This is a genomic window from Nonomuraea guangzhouensis, assembly GCF_019396345.1.
GTDB lineage: Bacteria > Actinomycetota > Actinomycetes > Streptosporangiales > Streptosporangiaceae > Nonomuraea > Nonomuraea guangzhouensis.
The window spans coordinates 152,298-168,637 of record NZ_JAHKRM010000007.1 but is presented as its reverse complement, the minus strand read 5'-3'; the positions used below and the strand labels follow the sequence as shown (position 1 = coordinate 168,637).

At 68.6% G+C, this 16,340-nt stretch carries 14 protein-coding genes, 1 pseudogene and 1 riboswitch; of the genes and pseudogenes, 4 read left to right on the top strand and 11 right to left on the bottom strand.

The annotated features are described in order from the left end of the window. Positions 1-70 precede the first annotated feature (70 nt). Positions 71-1,390 carry an aspartyl protease family protein gene (locus tag KME78_RS15955; protein ID WP_219529668.1) on the bottom strand — a complete coding sequence of 440 codons (1,320 nt, stop codon included), beginning with the start codon at positions 1,388-1,390 and terminating at the stop codon, positions 71-73. Positions 1,391-1,620: 230 nt separating this feature from the next. Here KME78_RS15955 and KME78_RS64310 point away from each other — a divergent pair, with 230 nt between their 5' ends. Continuing rightward, complete coding sequence (locus KME78_RS64310; protein WP_246651153.1) at positions 1,621-1,995, top strand: hypothetical protein; 375 nt, start codon at positions 1,621-1,623, stop codon at positions 1,993-1,995. A gap of 14 nt (positions 1,996-2,009) precedes the next feature. On the opposite strand, the pseudogene KME78_RS67945 reads toward KME78_RS64310, so the two are convergent. From KME78_RS67945 to KME78_RS15940, 3 genes and pseudogenes are all read right to left on the bottom strand, one after another. Then, positions 2,010-2,093, bottom strand: a pseudogene (locus KME78_RS67945) (transposase); the annotation flags it as partial. A gap of 222 nt (positions 2,094-2,315) precedes the next feature. Beyond that, positions 2,316-2,870: an SUKH-4 family immunity protein gene (locus tag KME78_RS15945; protein ID WP_219529666.1), complete on the bottom strand. Its 555-nt coding sequence runs from the start codon at positions 2,868-2,870 to the stop codon at positions 2,316-2,318. Between the two features lie 326 nt (positions 2,871-3,196). Next, on the bottom strand, positions 3,197-4,357 hold the full coding sequence (locus KME78_RS15940; RefSeq protein ID WP_308126971.1) for an RNA-guided endonuclease InsQ/TnpB family protein: 1,161 nt from the start codon (positions 4,355-4,357) through the stop codon (positions 3,197-3,199). Positions 4,358-4,881: 524 nt separating this feature from the next. On the opposite strand from KME78_RS15940, the gene KME78_RS15935 reads away from it, so the two are divergent. Together KME78_RS15935 and KME78_RS15930 are read left to right on the top strand one after the other, a co-directional pair. Continuing rightward, positions 4,882-5,625 carry a DsbA family protein gene (locus KME78_RS15935; RefSeq protein ID WP_219529665.1) on the top strand — a complete coding sequence of 248 codons (744 nt, stop codon included), beginning with the start codon at positions 4,882-4,884 and terminating at the stop codon, positions 5,623-5,625. Continuing rightward, on the top strand, positions 5,622-6,434 hold the full coding sequence (locus KME78_RS15930) for a cytochrome c biogenesis CcdA family protein (RefSeq protein WP_219529664.1): 813 nt from the start codon (positions 5,622-5,624) through the stop codon (positions 6,432-6,434). Before KME78_RS15935 ends, KME78_RS15930 begins: the two co-directional genes overlap by 4 nt. 11 nt (positions 6,435-6,445) lie before the next feature. Here the strand turns inward: KME78_RS15930 and KME78_RS15925 are convergent, their stop codons facing one another. Continuing rightward, positions 6,446-6,994, bottom strand: a complete 549-nt coding sequence (locus tag KME78_RS15925) for a CGNR zinc finger domain-containing protein (protein WP_219529663.1) — start codon at positions 6,992-6,994, stop codon at positions 6,446-6,448. Between the two features lie 83 nt (positions 6,995-7,077). Here KME78_RS15925 and KME78_RS15920 point away from each other — a divergent pair, with 83 nt between their 5' ends. Then, complete coding sequence (locus KME78_RS15920) at positions 7,078-7,953, top strand: DMT family transporter (protein ID WP_308126970.1); 876 nt, start codon at positions 7,078-7,080, stop codon at positions 7,951-7,953. A 3-nt stretch (positions 7,954-7,956) separates the two neighbouring features. Here KME78_RS15920 and KME78_RS15915 read toward each other — a convergent pair whose 3' ends face one another. The 6 genes from KME78_RS15915 to glmS all read right to left on the bottom strand — a co-directional run bounded on the left by KME78_RS15915 (position 7,957) and on the right by glmS (position 16,317). After that, positions 7,957-9,042 carry a mechanosensitive ion channel family protein gene (locus KME78_RS15915; RefSeq protein ID WP_219529662.1) on the bottom strand — a complete coding sequence of 362 codons (1,086 nt, stop codon included), beginning with the start codon at positions 9,040-9,042 and terminating at the stop codon, positions 7,957-7,959. Positions 9,043-9,054: 12 nt separating this feature from the next. Continuing rightward, complete coding sequence (locus KME78_RS15910) at positions 9,055-10,050, bottom strand: ribonucleotide-diphosphate reductase subunit beta (RefSeq protein WP_219529661.1); 996 nt, start codon at positions 10,048-10,050, stop codon at positions 9,055-9,057. 24 nt (positions 10,051-10,074) lie between these two features. Further along, entirely contained in the window at positions 10,075-12,243 is a 2,169-nt protein-coding gene (locus KME78_RS15905; protein ID WP_219529660.1) for a ribonucleoside-diphosphate reductase subunit alpha, read from the bottom strand. Between the two features lie 126 nt (positions 12,244-12,369). After that, a riboswitch (cobalamin riboswitch) is annotated at positions 12,370-12,568 on the bottom strand. A gap of 4 nt (positions 12,569-12,572) precedes the next feature. Further along, a complete protein-coding gene (locus tag KME78_RS15900; RefSeq protein ID WP_219529659.1) occupies positions 12,573-13,538 on the bottom strand; it encodes a Bug family tripartite tricarboxylate transporter substrate binding protein in 966 nt (321 codons plus the stop codon). Positions 13,539-13,655: 117 nt separating this feature from the next. After that, on the bottom strand, positions 13,656-14,423 hold the full coding sequence (locus KME78_RS15895) for an SAM-dependent methyltransferase (RefSeq protein WP_308126969.1): 768 nt from the start codon (positions 14,421-14,423) through the stop codon (positions 13,656-13,658). Positions 14,424-14,496: 73 nt separating this feature from the next. Continuing rightward, positions 14,497-16,317: a glutamine--fructose-6-phosphate transaminase (isomerizing) gene (glmS, locus tag KME78_RS15890; RefSeq protein WP_219529657.1), complete on the bottom strand. Its 1,821-nt coding sequence runs from the start codon at positions 16,315-16,317 to the stop codon at positions 14,497-14,499. Between the last annotated feature and the right edge of the window lie 23 nt (positions 16,318-16,340).

The following is a 16,340-nucleotide window of genomic DNA, read 5'->3' as shown; positions in this document are numbered from 1 at the left end:
TGACAAGTACCGCCGCCTGGTACGCGTCTCAGTTCTTTGCCGATCTCGCGGTGAGATCGGCTGTCTCTCCCTACCGGCCCGCGTCCGGATCCATGGAGTCGCCGGTGATGTACAGGTTCATGTGGGCGTAGTCGAAGGTGATGGCGAACGGCTTGAAGTAGTCGTGGGTGAAGTTGGCGATCGTGTCGAACTTCATCCCCGCGCCGACCTTGGGCTTCTCCTCCGCCCATCCCTTGACCCGCCGCCGCGTCGCCTTGCCGAGACTGATCTGCTCGGGCGCGATGGGGTAGCGCACCCCGCCCCTGCCTTGCTCGGGGTCGCCGAGTTCGATCCCGGCGCGTTTGGCGAAGTCGAGGGAGGTACCGATGCCCCGGCCTGGGCCACCGGTGTCGAAGGTGACGACGCGAGGCCCGAAGTCGTTGAGCGAGCCGAGCGTGCAGGGGAAGTGGTCTTTCGCCAGCCACAGCGGCAGGACGTCGCCCTTGAGCCGTGCCGCCTCGACGCGGAATCTACGCAGGTTGGCCTCGTTTTTGCGGCGTAGGACGAACTGCTTGTGGCCGTAGTCCATGGTGGTCAGGAAATGGTAGAAGTGCACCGTGCCGATGGTGCCCTGGGCCTCGGTGCCGTCGGGCAGGTCCGGCCGGTCGGCCTCGTTCCAGTGGACGGGCGCGTTGCGGATCTCGAGGTCGCCGATGCGCACCGACTTGGCGATGCCGTAATACATCGTGAACTGCTGCCCGTCGGCGCTTCCCTTGCTCTCGGAGATCACCTCCAGACCGGCCTCCTTCGCCAGCTGCATGCTGAGGCCGGCCGTCGTCGCTCCCGTGTCGAGCTGGAAGATCCTCGGCTGCGTCCCGTTGATGGAGATCATCATGTGGGGCAGGGGTTCGAGCCCGAGGAAGGGGATCTGGGTGGCCTGCGGGCCGTGCACCTGCCAGGGGGTGCCCCGGATCGTCTCGTACAGCTTGGCGGAGGCGAGGTCGGTCAGCGAGCCGGTCAGCTCGCCGCGTTTGCGCAGCCAGGGTACGGCTTCCGACAACCTGTCCTGGCGGACGTAGCAGTCCGCGAGCTGGTAGAGGGAGAATTCGTCGTCGGGCTTCAGGCTGACGGCGCGTTTGAGGAATTTCTCGGCGTCGGCGAACCGGTTGGACAGCAGAGCGATGTAGCCGATCTGCGCGGCGGCGTGCGCGTTGTCGGCGTTCTCCTTGAGCCGACGACGGTAGCTCTGCTCGGCGTGCTTGAAACGGCCGTCCTTGAACAGCTGGTCGGGGTCGTCGGCGGACGACCAGGCGGCGGCCATGGTGCTCGCGCTCCCCACACCCAGCAGCGGCAGCGCCGCGCCCGCTCCGGCGGCCAGTCCTGCGCGTCGCAGGAATTGCCGTCGATCCAATCCCGAGAAAGTCTCTCCTTCGTGCACAGCCGGCTCCTGGGGTCTTGGCGATTTCAGTGATGATCTGCCCGGCCGGTTGCGGCGCGGGAGTCTGGGCAGATGAAATCAGCGCCGCTGTTTCCTCTGCGTTACCGTCCGCCTTGGCCTGCATCGAACGCGCAGGAGCCCCCTCGGCCTGTGCATCGGCATCGACGTGTTCGACAGCACCGCCGACCGGCCCCCTGTCCCAAGTGGCCGCATCCCAGGCCCCGATCAACAAGGCCGGGGCCGACAGCGCCTACCGCACCACCGTCATCGACAACGCCGCTGAGGCGGGCATCGACGTCGAAGTCGTCACCCGCGACCCCACCACCAGGGACTTGACCCCACTGCCAGACCGCTGGGTGGCCGAGCGCGCCCTCGGCCGGCTGATGCTCCGCCGCCGCTTTGTCCGTGACAACAAAGCCCTGCCCACACGTTCCGAAGCCGGGATCCACATTGCCATGATCGACCTCATGGCCAGCCGCCTGACTGGAGAGAACACCCCCCACATGGCGCGGCACCTGAACCCGGGATCAGAATGGATCTTCTGGACGGTGCCGTCATCACGCCACTCGGCGAAGTAGTAGTAGGTCGCACTTCCGGTTGGCAGATCGTGAGGCAGGTAGTCCCACTGGCAGCCGGTACGACCTTGATAGATGAGCGCGTTGACGATCTCGCGCATCTCGTAGTTGCCCTGGGGGCGCTAACGGACCGGTGCGCGGCCTTCCACGCCATGATCACCGGCTCGATCGACACCCACTGCTCGTCGGATAAGTCGCTCGGGTACAGCTTGCCCGGCTCACCCGGTCATCTCAGCGCACGTGCGCCTACCGACAGGTGGTAACGCTACAAATCCACCCGATCACACTACGACATCGCGGGCATCAAACTCAGGCAACGCCTCTCAGAAACCCATGGATCGGAACGACCCTGTCACTACACCCCGCCAGAATGCTCCGGCCGGTTTCATGACCTCGCTGTCGATTTCACGAAACCGGCGCATGAGGTCGTTCGACGCCTGCCGGGTCTCTGCTCCCCCGGTCGGCCACGACTCTTCGTCCGCGATGTTCAGCTTCTCCTGGATGAGAACCACGAACTCGACGAACTTATCGAGAGCTGAACTTATCGTGCGGAGCGTGCCGTCTTTCCAACTCGCCACCTCTCCGCTCTGCCCGTTCAGGACAAGAATTCCGGCACCCACGCCCAAGAGGATGAGGTCTTTGGCTTCCCGTTGCAGGTTGGAATCGGGGTTCCGCACCTCCTCGGAGAAGAGATGCGGACCGTCACTGAAATCGGCGAAGGTGAGGTAACCACCGATCCGCTCGGGTATCCCGATCGCGGCGATCACCCGCCTGGCTGTTTCGTCCGTCACGCGCCCGGCGAGCGTGCTGAGCGGCGATGTGGTCACCTCCAGCCCCAGCACATCGAACGTGGACACGAGCCTTCCGCGGTCGAGCATCGGGAAACGACTCCTCAGGATGGAACGGTGACCAGGTATGGACTTCTGGCCGCGAATCCTGATCGTCTCGCAGATGAGCTGCTTACCGATGATGAGTACAGGGTCACGTCCACGGACGTGACCCACGTGCGCCTACCGACGAGTGGTAACGCCACAAATCCGCCCGATCACATCACGATATCGCGGGCATCAACTCGCGCAACGTCCGCTGAAAGTTCAGCGGTCTTCTGCAGGGAGTCGAACCGTCAACTTGACCCGGCCCTGAAGGACCGGGTTTGGAGGTAGGGCACCACTGGCTGTGGTGTGGCCTCCTCCGTCCAGACCACCTACGGGGTGGCCGGGACGCGTGACTCACGCCCCGCGATCCACGCAGCCTCGCCGCGTGCGGCGATGTTGCGGGAGGCATTCCGGTCGGCGTGGGCAACGACCCCGCAGTTCCGGCAGATGAACAGGGCCTGGTCGACCCGGTTGTTCTTGTCGATGTGGCGGCAGTCAGCGCATTGCTGGCTGGTGTAGGCCGGATCGACGTACACCAGCGGGACACCCGCCCGCCGCGCCTTGTAAGCGAGGAAGGTCCCGAGCTGGTGGAAAGCCCAGGAATGGAGCGTGACCCGTTGGGGCTTACGGAGCCGTACCCTCTCCCGAATTCCGCCCAGGTCTTCCAGGGCGATCCCGGAACAGGTGCGTGCAGCCTCGGTCACGATCTTCTTCGAGATGATGTGGTTGATGTTCGTGGCGTGCCGCGACTCTTTGCGTCGGCGGTGCCTGAGCCGTCGTCTGGCGGACTTGGTGGCCTTGGCCTGGAGTTTTCGGCGAAGGTCGAGCTGCCGCTTGCGGTGCCGGTTCAGGCCGCGTCCATTGAACCGGGTCATGCCGTCCACGGTGGCGATGTTGACGATGCCCAGATCCACGCCGAGCCAGCCGCCGGGCTGTTCGTTGAGCGGCGCTTCGGGCACCTCGCACACGGCGATCAGGTAGAACACGCCGTCGCGTTCGACCAGATCGGACTCGCCCCGGCGGTGTTCGCGCAGCGTCTTGAGCGCGTCGGCGGAACAGGCGAAGCGGACGTTCTTGATACGCCCGGCGGTGGTCCAGATGCTGACCGTCTGAGCGTCGTACTGCCAGCTCAGACACCGGTCGTCAAACGGGTGCGCCGCCTCGGGGCGGAAGCTGACCGGCTTGGACTCGGCTGTGGTCCGGCGCTTGGAGCCCTTCTTGCCGAGGTTGCCGGCACGCAGGTTCGCCTGCAACGTGGTGTAGGCATCGCGGACCTTCTTGATGGTGTGCTGAGCGGCCTGCGCCCCCAGCCCCCGCCCCTTCAACTCGGCGTAGGTGAACGTGCGCAACTCATACTCACGCGGCACACCATGCTCGAACGCCACGACCGACACCCAGTTCGCGGCATCGTTGACCGCCCGCAGCGTCGCCGACAGCGCGGCGGCCTGATCGGCCTGCGGCATCAGCTTCACCTGCACGACGATCTTCACAGGGAAGATCGTAGCGTTTACTCTCCGTCACCACGCCGCGAACCCCAACATTAGCCAGGGGCCCTACGGTCGTCCCCACCCTCCACACGCACGTGGTCCTCACACCCACTTCTGGTCACCCTCGCACTTCGCCGCCTCCTGAGGGCGGCGCCTCTGCCAGTTGGGCCAGAGCGGCTCGTTAGCCCCGGGCTCGGCTGGCGTGGGCCGTGCCCGGGGCTGGGGCTGTATCCAGCCGGGGGGCGCCATTCCCGTCGGCCAGACCGAGGCCCGCGGCCCCTTGTTTCATGGGCCGTCGTCCGTGAGATGAAAAAAGCCGCCTCGGCAGGTTTCCGGGCGGCGTCGTCTCTTTACGAGGGATCACCCGGAATCCAGTCCGAGGAACTCAGGAAGCAGTTCGAGGGACTTCGCGTAGGTCACTGCACTGCCTTCCTGTCGTGGTGGACGTGCTAAACGTTAGCCGGATGATCGCGGCGAGTGCCACGTATTTTCCGCGTGGGCGGCGGCGGGCTGGGATGATGCCGAAGGTGACCAAGGAATCTCCGGTGGCGCGGCGCCGGGTGCTGCTCAGCTCGCTGGCCGGGGCCGCGGTGGTGGCCGTGCTGGCGGTCGCCGCGCTGAATCAGGGCGAACCTCCCAAGAACACCTCTAAACCAGCCGCCGCAACCGGCTCGGCCGACCCCACTCCCACGGCTCCGGCCGCGTCGCCCACGCCGACGAGTTCGGTGAAGGTCTGGGAGGGGCCGCCCGCGCCGCCCGTCGACGCGAACCTGTCGAAGGGCTCTGCGCGGGCGCCGGTCACGATCGTCGAGTTCGGCGACTTCAAGTGTCCCAACTGCCGCCGCTTCGCCCAGCGGATAGAGCCCGAGCTGAAGAGCCGCTACCTCGACACCGGCATCGTGCGGGTGTTCTGGCGCGACTACCCGATCAGGGGCCGCGACTCCGTACGGGCCGCCATGGCCGCCCGGGCCGCGTCCCGGCAGGGCCGGTTCTGGGAGTTCCACGACGCCCTCTACGCCGGCGAGCAGCCGCGCCTCACCGACGCGAACCTGCGCGCCGTGGCCGCCCGGATCGGGCTCGACCTGGGCCGGTTCGACGCCGACCGCCGCGACGAGTCCGTACGGCGGCTCGTGGACGGCGATCTCGAGTTCGCGCTGGAACTCGGCCTGCCCGGCACGCCCGCGTTCCTGATCAACGGTGAGCTGCTGTTCGGCGCCCAGCCGGTGGCCGCGTTCGAGAAGGCGATCGAGAAGGCCCGCCACGGCGGATGAACGGCATCGGTTATGCCGCCGCGTTCCTGGGCGGCCTGTTCTCGCTGGTCAGCCCGTGTGGGGCGCTGCTGGTCCCGGCGTTCTTCGCCTACGCCTTCCCGGGCCGCCGCCGGCTGTTCGGCCGGACGCTGCTGTTCTACGTGGGGTTGTGCGCGGTGCTGGTGCCGTTGGGGATGGGGTCGGCGCAGGTCAGCCGCCTGTTCTACGGCCGGCAGGAGCTGCTGGTCACGGTCGCGGGCTGGGCGCTGATCGGGCTGGGCGTGCTGCAGGTGGCCGGTCAGGGCTGGACGATCGGGCCGCTGGAGCGGCTGAAGGGGCATGTTCGGGGGGATTCGGCGGGGGCCGTACTGGTTCTGGGGGCGGTGTCCGGGCTGGCGGGGTTCTGCGCGGGGCCGGTGCTCGGCGCGGTGCTCACGGTCGCGGCGGCTTCCGGTGACGGTCTGCGCGGGGCCGTGCTGCTGGCCGTCTACGCGGCGGGGATGGCGGCCCCGCTGCTGCTGCTCGCGGGCCTGTGGCAGCGTTACGACCTGGGTGGCCGGCGCTGGCTGCGCGGTCGCGGGTTACGGCTGGGGCCGCTGCGGCTGCACACCACTTCGCTGCTGTCCGGGCTGGTCTTCGGCGGGCTCGGGGTGCTGTTCCTGCTCTCCGACGGCACGCGCGGGCTGGCTCTGCCGATCCCCGATTCCTGGGAAGCCCGGCTGGAGGAAGTCGCGGCGTCCGTCCAGGACGTACTGCCCGACCTGCTCGTCGTCGGGATCGCCGCCCTGACGGTGGCCGCCGTCACCGCGTGGCGCCTCAGACGCCGCTGACGGACCGGACCCTAAAGCGGCGTGCGCTGCCGGGCGCGGAAGCCGGCCGCCTTGGCGCGGTTGCCGCACTCGTGCATGTCGCACCAGCGCCGCGACGACCCGCGCGAGGCGTCGACGTACAGGCGGGTGCACACCTCTCCCCCGCATTCCTTGATCTGTACGGCCTGCGGCCCGCCAAGCAGCTGGACCGCCTCCCTGGCCACCGTCGAGAGGGCGGCGTCGAGATCCCCCTCACGCTCGACCCGGCCGGCACCGTTCAACCGCACGGACGCGGGCGGCCCGGCGGCGACCTGATTGACCAGTCGGCGATCCTCCCCCGACGACGACGGCAAGGCAACCACCCCGACGGCCAGCCGGTAGATGGCCTCGCGCAACGTCTTCCCCGCCGCGAGTTCGGCGTCGCCGGCCGCGGGCGGCTCGTCGAGGATGCCCGCCTCGACCGTCCATCGCGCCAGCTCCGCCGGATCGCGCAGCAGGTCGGTCCGGTCAGACCGGCGGTGCTGTACGGTGCCCGCCAGGTCGAGGCCCAGATTGCCACTGATGAAGGTGAAACCCGTCACACCCTCATAGTAACCATGTTGACAGGTTATACAAAGCACGGAACAGTGAAATAACCATCTTAAGGGGTTATGGAGGCTTCGCCGTGGCGGTCAGCGTGATGGAGACCAGGAACAAGACGTCGTCGGCGGTGCTGCCGCCCCTGTTCGTGGTGATGTGGAGCAGTGCCTTCATCGCGGGGGTGATCGGCGTCGGGTCGGCGCCGCCGCTGCTGCTGACGTTCGCCAGGTTCGCGCTGGCGGGGCTGTTGCTGGGCGGGTTCGCGCTGGCCGTACGGGCGCCGTGGCCGCGTGGGCGGAAGCTGGTGCACGTGGCGGGGTCCGGGATCCTGGTTCAGGCGGTGCAGTTCGGCGCGTTCTACTCGGCGATCGGCCTGCACGTGCCCGCCGCGGTGCTGGCGCTGGTGCAGGGCCTGAACCCGGTGCTGATCGCGCTGCTGGCGGGGCGGCTGCTGGGCGAGCGGGTGAGCCCGCGCCAGTGGCTGGGCTTCGGGCTCGGCGCGACCGGGGTGGGGCTGGCGGTGGCGGATCGGTTGAGCTTCTCGCCGGCCGGGGTGGCGCTCTGTGTGGTCGGGCTGCTGGCGTTGAGCCTGGGCACGGTCTACCAGAAGCGGTTCGCCGGGGACATGGACGTGCGGACGGGCACGGCGACGCAGTTCCTCGTCAGCGCGCCGCTGGTGGGGCTGGCCTCGCTGGTGTTCGAGACGCCGCGGGTGACGGACTGGGGCGCGTTCTCCGGCGCCGTGGGCTGGCTGGTGCTGGTCAACTCGATCGGCGCGTTCCTGCTGCTCAACACCATGCTGAAGAACGCGCCCGCGAGCCGGGTGAGCACGATGTTCTTCCTCACCCCGGCGGTCACCGCGGTGATGGCGTGGCTGTTCGTCGGGCAGTCGCTGCACCCGCTGGCCGTCGCGGGCCTGGTGGTCGGCGGCGCCGGTGTGCTGCTGGCGAACCGCCGCTGAACCTCAGAACGGCCTGGCGCCGGTCCACGGCACCCCGGCGCGGGTCTCCGGCGTCTCGATGCGGAAGCGGGGCAGGGACTCGGGGAAGTTCTCCCTGACGTACGACACGAGATGTTCGCGTACGTCGCACTTGAGGTCCCAGGCGGAGGGCGAGTCGGCGGCGCTCATCAGCGCCCGCAGCTCGACCAGCCCGTTCGGCAGCACGTCGGTGACCTGGAGCGTCCAGTCCTTCTGGTCCCACAGCGGGTTTTCCTGGATGTAGCGGTAGAGCTCCTCGCGCAGCTTGTCGACCGGCACCGACCAGTCGACGCGCAGGAACACCACGGCGAGGACCCGGCTGCCGTGCCTGGTCCAGTTCTCGAACGGGTTCTGGGTGAAGTAGGAGACGGGCAGGACCATGCGGCGCTCGTCCCACAGGCGCACCACGACGTAGGTGAGCGTGAGCTCCTCGATCCTGCCCCACTCCTCGTTGACCACGACCACGTCGTCGAGACGGAGCGCGTCGCTGAAGGCGAGCTGGAGTCCGGCCAGCATGTTGCCGATGGTCGGCTGGGCGGCGATACCGACGATGGCGCCCGCGATGCCCGCCGAGGCGAGCAGCCCTGCGCCCAGCGCCCGGACCTGCGGGAAGGAGAAGAGCATGGCGCCGACCGCCAGCACGAAGATGGTCACCGCGGCGACGCGGCGGACCAGCCCGATCTGGGTCATGATCCGCCGTGCCCGGCGGTTGCGCTCCCCTTGGACGAGGACCAGCCGGTCCAGGATGACGTCGGTGAGGGCGTAGTTGGCCTGGATGATCAGCCAGGTGACGCAGGCGATCGTGACCAGGCCGAGCACCCGGTCGATCGTGCCGCCGAGCTCGCGCAGGCGGACGGTCTCGCCGAGCATCCCCGGCGAGAACACCAGGTTGGCCGCCACCACGAGCCCCACCGCGTACGCCGGCCAGGTGCAGTGCTCCACCAGGTGCCGGGCGAGCCGCCATTTCCGGCCCGCCCTGACCAGGAGCCGCCTGACCACCTCCACCACGAGAATGGCGCCCGCCATCGAAATGGCGAGGATGAGCCAGTCGGTCGGCGACTGCACGTTCATACCCCCAATGTCTTAAAAAGGCTCATCAAAGGTCACATTGCCCTCAACAGCCACTTGGTATGCGGACACCCGGCGTTCGAAGAAGTTGGCCAGCTCCTGCACGTCCTGGAGTTCCATGAAAGCGAACGGGTTGGCCGTGCCGTATCTCTGGGGCAGCCCGAGCCGGGCCAGCCGCTGGTCGGCGACGTATTGGAGGTAGTCGCGCATCTGCTCGACGCTCATGCCGGGCATGCCGTCGCCGCACAGGTCGCGGGCGAAGGCCAATTCGGCGGCGACCGCCTCTTCTATCATGCGGATGACCTGCTCCCCCAGCTTGTCATCAAAGAGCTCGGGCTCCTCGGCCCGCACGGTGTCGACCACGCTGAAGGCGAACTCCATATGCATGGACTCGTCGCGGAACACCCAGTTGGTGCCGGTGGCCAGCCCGCCGAGCAGGCCTCGCGAGCGGAACCAGTATACGTAGGCGAACGCGCCGTAAAAGAAGAGCCCCTCGATGCAGGCGGCGAAGCAGATCAGGTTGAGCAGGAACTGCCGCCGCTCGTCCGCGGTCTCCAGCCGCTGGAGCCCGTTGATCGAGTCGATCCACTGAAAACAGAACTCCGCCTTGTCCCTGATGGACGGGATGTGCTCGACGGCGGCGAACGCCTTGACCCGCTCCTCCGGATCGGGCAGGTACGTGTCGAGCAGCGTCAGGTAGAACTGCACGTGCACGGCCTCCTCGAACAGCTGCCTGCTGAGATACAGGCGGGCTTCGGGAGCGTTGACGTGCTGGTAGAGGTTGAGCACGAGGTTGTTGGCCACGATGGAGTCGCCGGTGGCGAAGAAGGCGACCAGCCGGTGGATCAGGTGGCGCTCCTGCGGCGTCATCTTGGCCAGGTCGGCGAGGTCGGTGTGCAGGTCCACCTCCTCGACGGTCCACGTGTTGCGGATGGCGGCGCGGTAGCGCTCATAGAAGTCCGGGTAGCGCATGGGACGCAGGGTCAGGTCCATGCCGGGGTCGAGCAGCATTGCGGGGGTCTCCGTTCGAGGGGGCTACTGGCAGGCTTCGCAGGTTTCCGGGTTCTCCAAGGAGCAGGCGACGGCGCTGGCCGCGACCGTCGTCTGGGCGATCCGGGTGGCCGGGCGCGAGCGCAGGTAGTAGGTGGTCTTCAGGCCCTGCTTCCAGGCATAGGCGTACATCGAGGAGAGCTTCCCGATCGTCGGGCTGGCCATGAACAGGTTGAGCGACTGCGACTGGTCGATGTACGGCTGCCGGGCCGCGGCCAGGTCGATGAGCGCCTTCTGCGGCAGTTCCCAGGCCGTGCGGTACAGAACCTTGAGGTCACCGGGGATGCCGGGGATGTCCTGGATCGAGCCGTCCGCCCGCTTGAGGTCGTCGCGCATCCGCTGCGTCCACAGCCCGCGAGCCTGCAGATCGGCGACCAGATAGCGGTTGACCTGGAGGAACTCGCCCGACAGCGTCTCGCGCTTGAACACGTTGGACACCTGCGGCTCGATGCACTCGTAGCAACCGGCGATGGAGGCGATCGTCGCGGTCGGCGCGATGGCGACCATCAGCGAGTTCCGCAGCCCGGTGGTGGCGATCTTCGCGCGCAGCGCGTCCCAGCGCGGCGACCCGGCGGCGTCGTAGTGGTCGGGGTGCAGGACGCCGTCCGCCGCCCTGGTGTCGGCGTACGACGGGTGCCGGCCGCGCTCGACGGCCAGGTCGGCGGAGGTGTCGTAGGCGGCCAGGGCGATCTCCTCGGCGACGCGCGTGGACAGACCCAGCGCCTCGGGCGAGTCGAACGGCAGCCTGAGCGCGAAGAACACGTCGGCCAGGCCCATCACGCCGAGCCCGATCGGCCGCCAGCGCTTGTTGGCCGCCTCGGCCTCGGGCGTCGGGTAGAAGCCCAGGTCGATGGTCCGGTCCAGGAAGCGCACGGCCGTACGGACGGTCTGGCGCAGCCGGTCCCAGTCGACGCCGCCGTCGATCAGGTGGGCGGCGAGGTTGATCGAGCCGAGGTTGCACACCGCCGTCTCGCCGTCGCTGGTGACCTCGAGGATCTCGGTGCACAGGTTGGACAGGTGGATGACGTTCTCGGGCCTGGCCGTCTGGTTGGAGGTGCGGTTGGCGGCGTCCTTGAACGTCATCCAGCCGTTGCCGGTCTGGGCGAGGGTACGCATCATCCGGCCGTAGAGGGTCCGGGCGGGCAGTTGCCGGGTGTAGCGGCCCTCGGCCTCGTAGGCGCGGTAGGCGCGGGTGAACGCCTCGCCGTACAGGTCGGTGAGGTCGGGGACCTCCTTGGGGTCGAACAGCGACCAGACCTCGTCGGCCTCCACCCGGCGCATGAACTCGTCCGGCACCCAGTTGGCCAGGTTCAGGTTGTGCGTACGGCGGGCGTCCTCGCCCGTGTTGTCGCGTAGCTCCAGGAACTCCTCGACGTCGGCGTGCCAGGTCTCCAGGTAGACGCAGGCCGCGCCCTTGCGACGGCCGCCCTGGTTGACCGCGGCGACGGAGGAGTCGAGCGTGCGCAGCCAGGGCACGATGCCGTTGGAATGGCCGTTGGTGCCCCTGATGAGGGATCCGCGCGAGCGCACCCGGGTCCACGCGATGCCGATGCCTCCGGCGTACTTCGACAGCCTGGCCACCTGCCCGTAGCGGTCGTAGATCGACTCCAGCTCGTCGCGCGGCGAGTCGAGCAGGAAGCACGACGACAGCTGCGGCCGGCGCGAACCCGAGTTGAACAGCGTCGGCGAGCTCGGCAGGTACGACAGCGTGGACATGAGGGCATAGAGCTCGGCGGCCTCGGCGACCGTCTCAGACAGCCCGCAGGCCACGCGCAGCAGGAAGTGCTGGGGCCGTTCGAGCACCGCCCGCGACTCCGGGTGACGCAGCAGGTAGCGGTCGTAGACCGTACGCAGGCCGAAGTACTCGAAGCGCTCGTCCGCCTCGCCGGAGACGAGCGCGTCGAGCTCGGCGGCGTGGGCGCCGACGAAGGCGGCGAGTGAGTCCTGGATCAGCCCGGCGGCGTGGGTGGCGGCGATGGACTCGGAGAAGGTCCGCACGCCGTGCCCGGCCGCCTCGTCGGCGATCTCCTCGGCCAGGAGCCGGGCGGCGACCCGGGAGTTCGCCGGGTCGGTGATCACCCGGGCGGCGGCCTCCTCGATGGCCAGCCGCCGGTCAGCAATGGCGGGCTGCGGATCGACAATGATCTGCGTCACGTGCTCTCTCCTCGCGAGCTCATCCTCGTGAGGGCGCGCGAGAGCACGGCGGCGCTGGGGTTCCCGGCCGCGACGCCCCCGGCCCTCCCTCGAGGCCCTGGACACTTCGATGGGCGGAGCCGGGTGGCTCCCCCAACGTCACCGGCAGGTCTTCGGGCTCGCGGGCGTGGTCCCTACTGGGCCTCCTACTGGCCGTCGCTTCCCGGATCTCTCCAGTGCTCGTGACGGCGGTCGTTCCCGCTCACCGCTGCGGGGCAGCCCCGGAATCGCACCGGGTTCCCTTTTGCTCCGCCCCGAGGGGCGAACCAGCGACGACCAGGATCCTACATCTAGTGGCCCTTCTCGCAACTACCCCAGCATGTTGTGTCAGCCGTATCGAGCATGCCGAGATCGCGGAGCACGGCCCTGGTCCTGCCGATCTCCGAGGCGAGCCACTGTTCGAAGTCGTCGCCGCTGAGCGGGATCGAGGTCCATCCCTCCACGCGGCAGGCCGCCCGCCAGGCGGCGGACTCCGTGACCTCGTCGCAGAGCCGGATGGCGAAGTCCTTCCTGTCGTCGGTCATCCCCTCAGGGCCGACCGCCGCGCACCAGTCGGCGAAGTCGAGCCGCACCCCGCACTCCAGCAGGCTCGGCGCCTCGACGCCGTCCACCCGGCGCGCGCTGGAGACGGCGAGCACCCGGACCCAGCCCTTGTCGATGGCCTTGCGCCAGTCCGCGAGGGTGCCGGTCGCCGCCGCGGCCTTGCCGCCGAGGAGCGCCGACGTGGCCTCCGCGCTGCCGGGGAAGCCGGTGTAGTCGACCTGCCGGGTGTCGGCGCCGAGCCCCTTGGCGATCAGCCCGAACAGCAGGTGGTCGGGCTCGCCCTGCGGCCCGCCCGTCAGCGGTGTCCGGTCGGGGTGGGCGAGCAGGTGCGCGCCGAACTGGTCGAAGGTGGCGAACTTGGAGTTGGCGGGCACCACCACGACCTCGATCTGGCCGGTGAGCCTGGCCAGCGGCGTGGCGGTGTCGAGCAGCGACAGCCCGTTGTTGAGCTCGGTCGCGGCCAGCGCGGGCAGCCCGGTGACGGTGATCCTGGTGGCGGGCGGGGTGCCGGAGACCGGGAAACCCTCCCCGCGGGCGGCCTCGACGAGCGCCCGGGCGACGCGGGCCCAGCGTCCGCCGCCGGGAACGATCGCGAACCGGCCCAACATGCGGGCCGCGTTGACGGCGCTGCTTCCGAGGTTGCTCTCTGTGCCACACCCTGTCGCGCAGGCCATCATCCCGAGGCCGAGCGCGAAGAACCCCCGTCGGCGCATGGGTCCCTCCCCTCGCACCCCAGTAACTACCCCACGTCACCGACACTTAACTCATCGTCACACATCGGGCACTCACTACCGGAGATCACGAAAAGTCACGAAAAGCTCGGAGAACTTCTAGGAGTGCTTCTGGCCGACGCCGACGAGCAGGTACGAGGGCAGCGAGGGCTCGCTGACCAGCCTGGGCCGGTCGGGACGCCAGTCGGGGGCGTGCACCAGGCCTGGCTCGACCAGGTCGAAGTCCCCGAAGAACGCCCGGATCTCCCGTGGGGTCCGGTCGGTGCCGGCCCCGGCCGACGCGGGCCGGTAGAGCGCCGCCGCGCCCTCCTCGAACCGCCCCCGCGAGGTCGCGTGGGTGAGCACCAGATGGCTGCCGGGCGCCACCGCCTCACGCAGCCTGGTCACCATCTTGCCCGGGTCGCGGGCGTCCGGGAGGAAGTGCAGGATCGAGACCAGCAGCACGCCCACCGGCTCGTTCATGTCGAGGAAGCGGGCGGCCTGAGCCAGCACCTCGTCGGGGTCGAGCAGGTCGGCCTGGACGAAGACGGCCCGGCCCGCCTCCTCCAGCAGCGCTCTGGCGTGCGTGGCGACGACCGGGTCACGGTCGACGTAGACGACTTTGGCCTCCGGCGCGACCTCGTGCACGTTGCCCTGGGTCGGCAGCCCGCTGCCCAGGTCGAGGAACTGGCGGATGCCCGCGTCCACCAGGTAGCGGACCGCGCGCTGGAGGAAGGCCCGATTGGCCCGCGCGAGCGGGACGGCTTGCGGGATCAGCGCCGCAAGCCGGTCGATCGCCTCACGGTCGATGGCGTAGTTGTCCGTGCCACCGAGCATGTAATCGTACATTCGTGCGAGATTTGGCGTGTGAGCATGGAACTCAGGCACAGTTTCGATCTTAAGTCCTGCCGGTCCACTTATCACGGGCTATGTGCCTATTGTTGCCGCCGTGTCGTAGCAGTTACTCGACTGTGACGCTCTTAGCCAAATTGCGCGGCTTATCCACATCGCGGCCGAGGGCCACGGCGGCGTGATAGGCCAGCAGCTGCAGCGGGATCGTGAGCAGGATCGGGTCGAGCTCGATCTCGTTCTTCGGCACCACGATGACGTCGTCGGCCAGCTTGGCGTCGGGTTCGCGGTGGCCCACCATGAGCACCTTGCCGCCGCGGGCGCGGATCTCGCCGAGCGTGGTGAGGTTCTTGTCGAGCAGTTCGTCGTCGGGGACGATCGCCACCGTCGGCATCTCCGGCCCGATGAGGGCGAGCGGCCCGTGCTTGAGCTCGCTGGCGGGATAGGCCTCGGCGTGCACGTACGAGATCTCCTTGAGTTTCTGCGCGCCTTCGCGGGCCACGGGATAACCGCGGACCCGGCCGACGAACATCATGCTCGGATAGTTCGCGTACTTCTGCGCGAGCTCGGCGATCTTGTCGCCCTGCGCCAGGATCTCCTCGATCTGGCCGGGCAGCCTGCGCAGGCCCTCGCAGACGCGGCGGCCGTCGGCGGGCGAGAGGTCGTGCACCCGGCCGAAGTGCAGCGCGAGCAGTGCGAACGCCAGTGACGTCGAGGTGAACGCCTTGGTCGAGGCGACCGAGACCTCGGGCCCGGCGTGCAGGTAGACACCGCCGTCGACCTCGCGGGCGATGGCGCTGCCGACGGCGTTGACGATGCCGATGACCCGGCCGCCCTTGCGCTTGAGCTCCTGCACGGCCGCGAGCGTGTCGTACGTCTCGCCCGACTGGCTGATCGCGACATAGAGCGTGTCGGGGTCGACGACCGGGTTGCGGTAGCGGAACTCGCTGGCGGGCTCGGCGTCGGCCGGGATGCGGGCCAGTTCCTCGATGAGCTGCGCGCCGATCTGGCCGGAGTAGTACGCGGAGCCGCAGCCGATGATCTTCACGCGGCGGAACGAGCGGGTCTCGCGGGCGTCCATGTTCAGGCCGCCCAGGTGGGCGATGTGGAAGCGCTCGTCGAGACGGCCGCTCATGGTGCGCGAGACCGTGTCGGGCTGCTCGGAGATCTCCTTGAGCAGGTAGTGCTCGTAGCCGCCGGTGTCGTAGTGCCCGGCGTCCCAGTCGACGGTCAGCGGCTCCTTGGCGGTCTCGCGCGCGTCACTGGAGAAGGTGTGGAACCCGTCGGCCTTGAGCACGGCCAGCTCGCCGTCCTCCAGGTGTACGACCTGGCGGGTGTAGCGGACGAGCGCGGCCACGTCGGAGGCGGCGAACATCTCCTTCTCGCCGATGCCGAGCACGATCGGGCTGCCGTTGCGGGCCACCACCACCTCGCCGGGCCGCTCGCTGTCGACCACCGCGATGCCGTACGTGCCGACGATGCTCTTGAGCGCCTTCCTGACGGCCTCCTCCAGCGTGTCGGTCTCCTCGGCGGTACGGGCGATCAGGTGCGCGAGCACCTCGGTGTCGGTCTCGGAGACGAACACCGCCCCGTCGGCGGTCAGCTTGGCGCGCAGCTCGTTGGCGTTCTCGATGATGCCGTTGTGCACGACCGCGATCCGCTCGTCGGACGACAGGTGCGGGTGCGCGTTGACGTCACTGGGCACGCCGTGGGTGGCCCACCGCGTGTGGCCGATGCCGAGACCGCCCTTGAACCTCGGAGGTACGACCTTCGCCAGGTCGGCGACCCTGCCCTTGACCTTGCGTACCTTGAGCCCCTTGTTGGACACGACGACGCCGGCCGAGTCGTAGCCTCGGTATTCCAGCCGTTGCAGGCCCTCCAGCAGGATAGGCGCCGCGTCCTTCGAACCGACATAGGCCACGATTCCGCACATCCGACGCTCTCCTCTGTCCGTTC

Bases quoted from the DNA above. Each gene is read 5' to 3' on its own strand.
- KME78_RS15910 (WP_219529661.1), bottom strand. From the start codon at position 10,050: ATGCTGCTCGACCCCGGCATGGACCTGACCCTGCGTCCCATGCGCTAC.
- KME78_RS15915 (WP_219529662.1), bottom strand. From the start codon at position 9,042: ATGAACGTGCAGTCGCCGACCGACTGGCTCATCCTCGCCATTTCGATG.
- KME78_RS15945 (WP_219529666.1), bottom strand. From the start codon at position 2,870: ATGCTCGACCGCGGAAGGCTCGTGTCCACGTTCGATGTGCTGGGGCTG.
- KME78_RS15900 (WP_219529659.1), bottom strand. From the start codon at position 13,538: ATGCGCCGACGGGGGTTCTTCGCGCTCGGCCTCGGGATGATGGCCTGC.
- KME78_RS15930 (WP_219529664.1), top strand. From the start codon at position 5,622: ATGAACGGCATCGGTTATGCCGCCGCGTTCCTGGGCGGCCTGTTCTCG.
- glmS (WP_219529657.1), bottom strand. From the start codon at position 16,317: ATGTGCGGAATCGTGGCCTATGTCGGTTCGAAGGACGCGGCGCCTATC.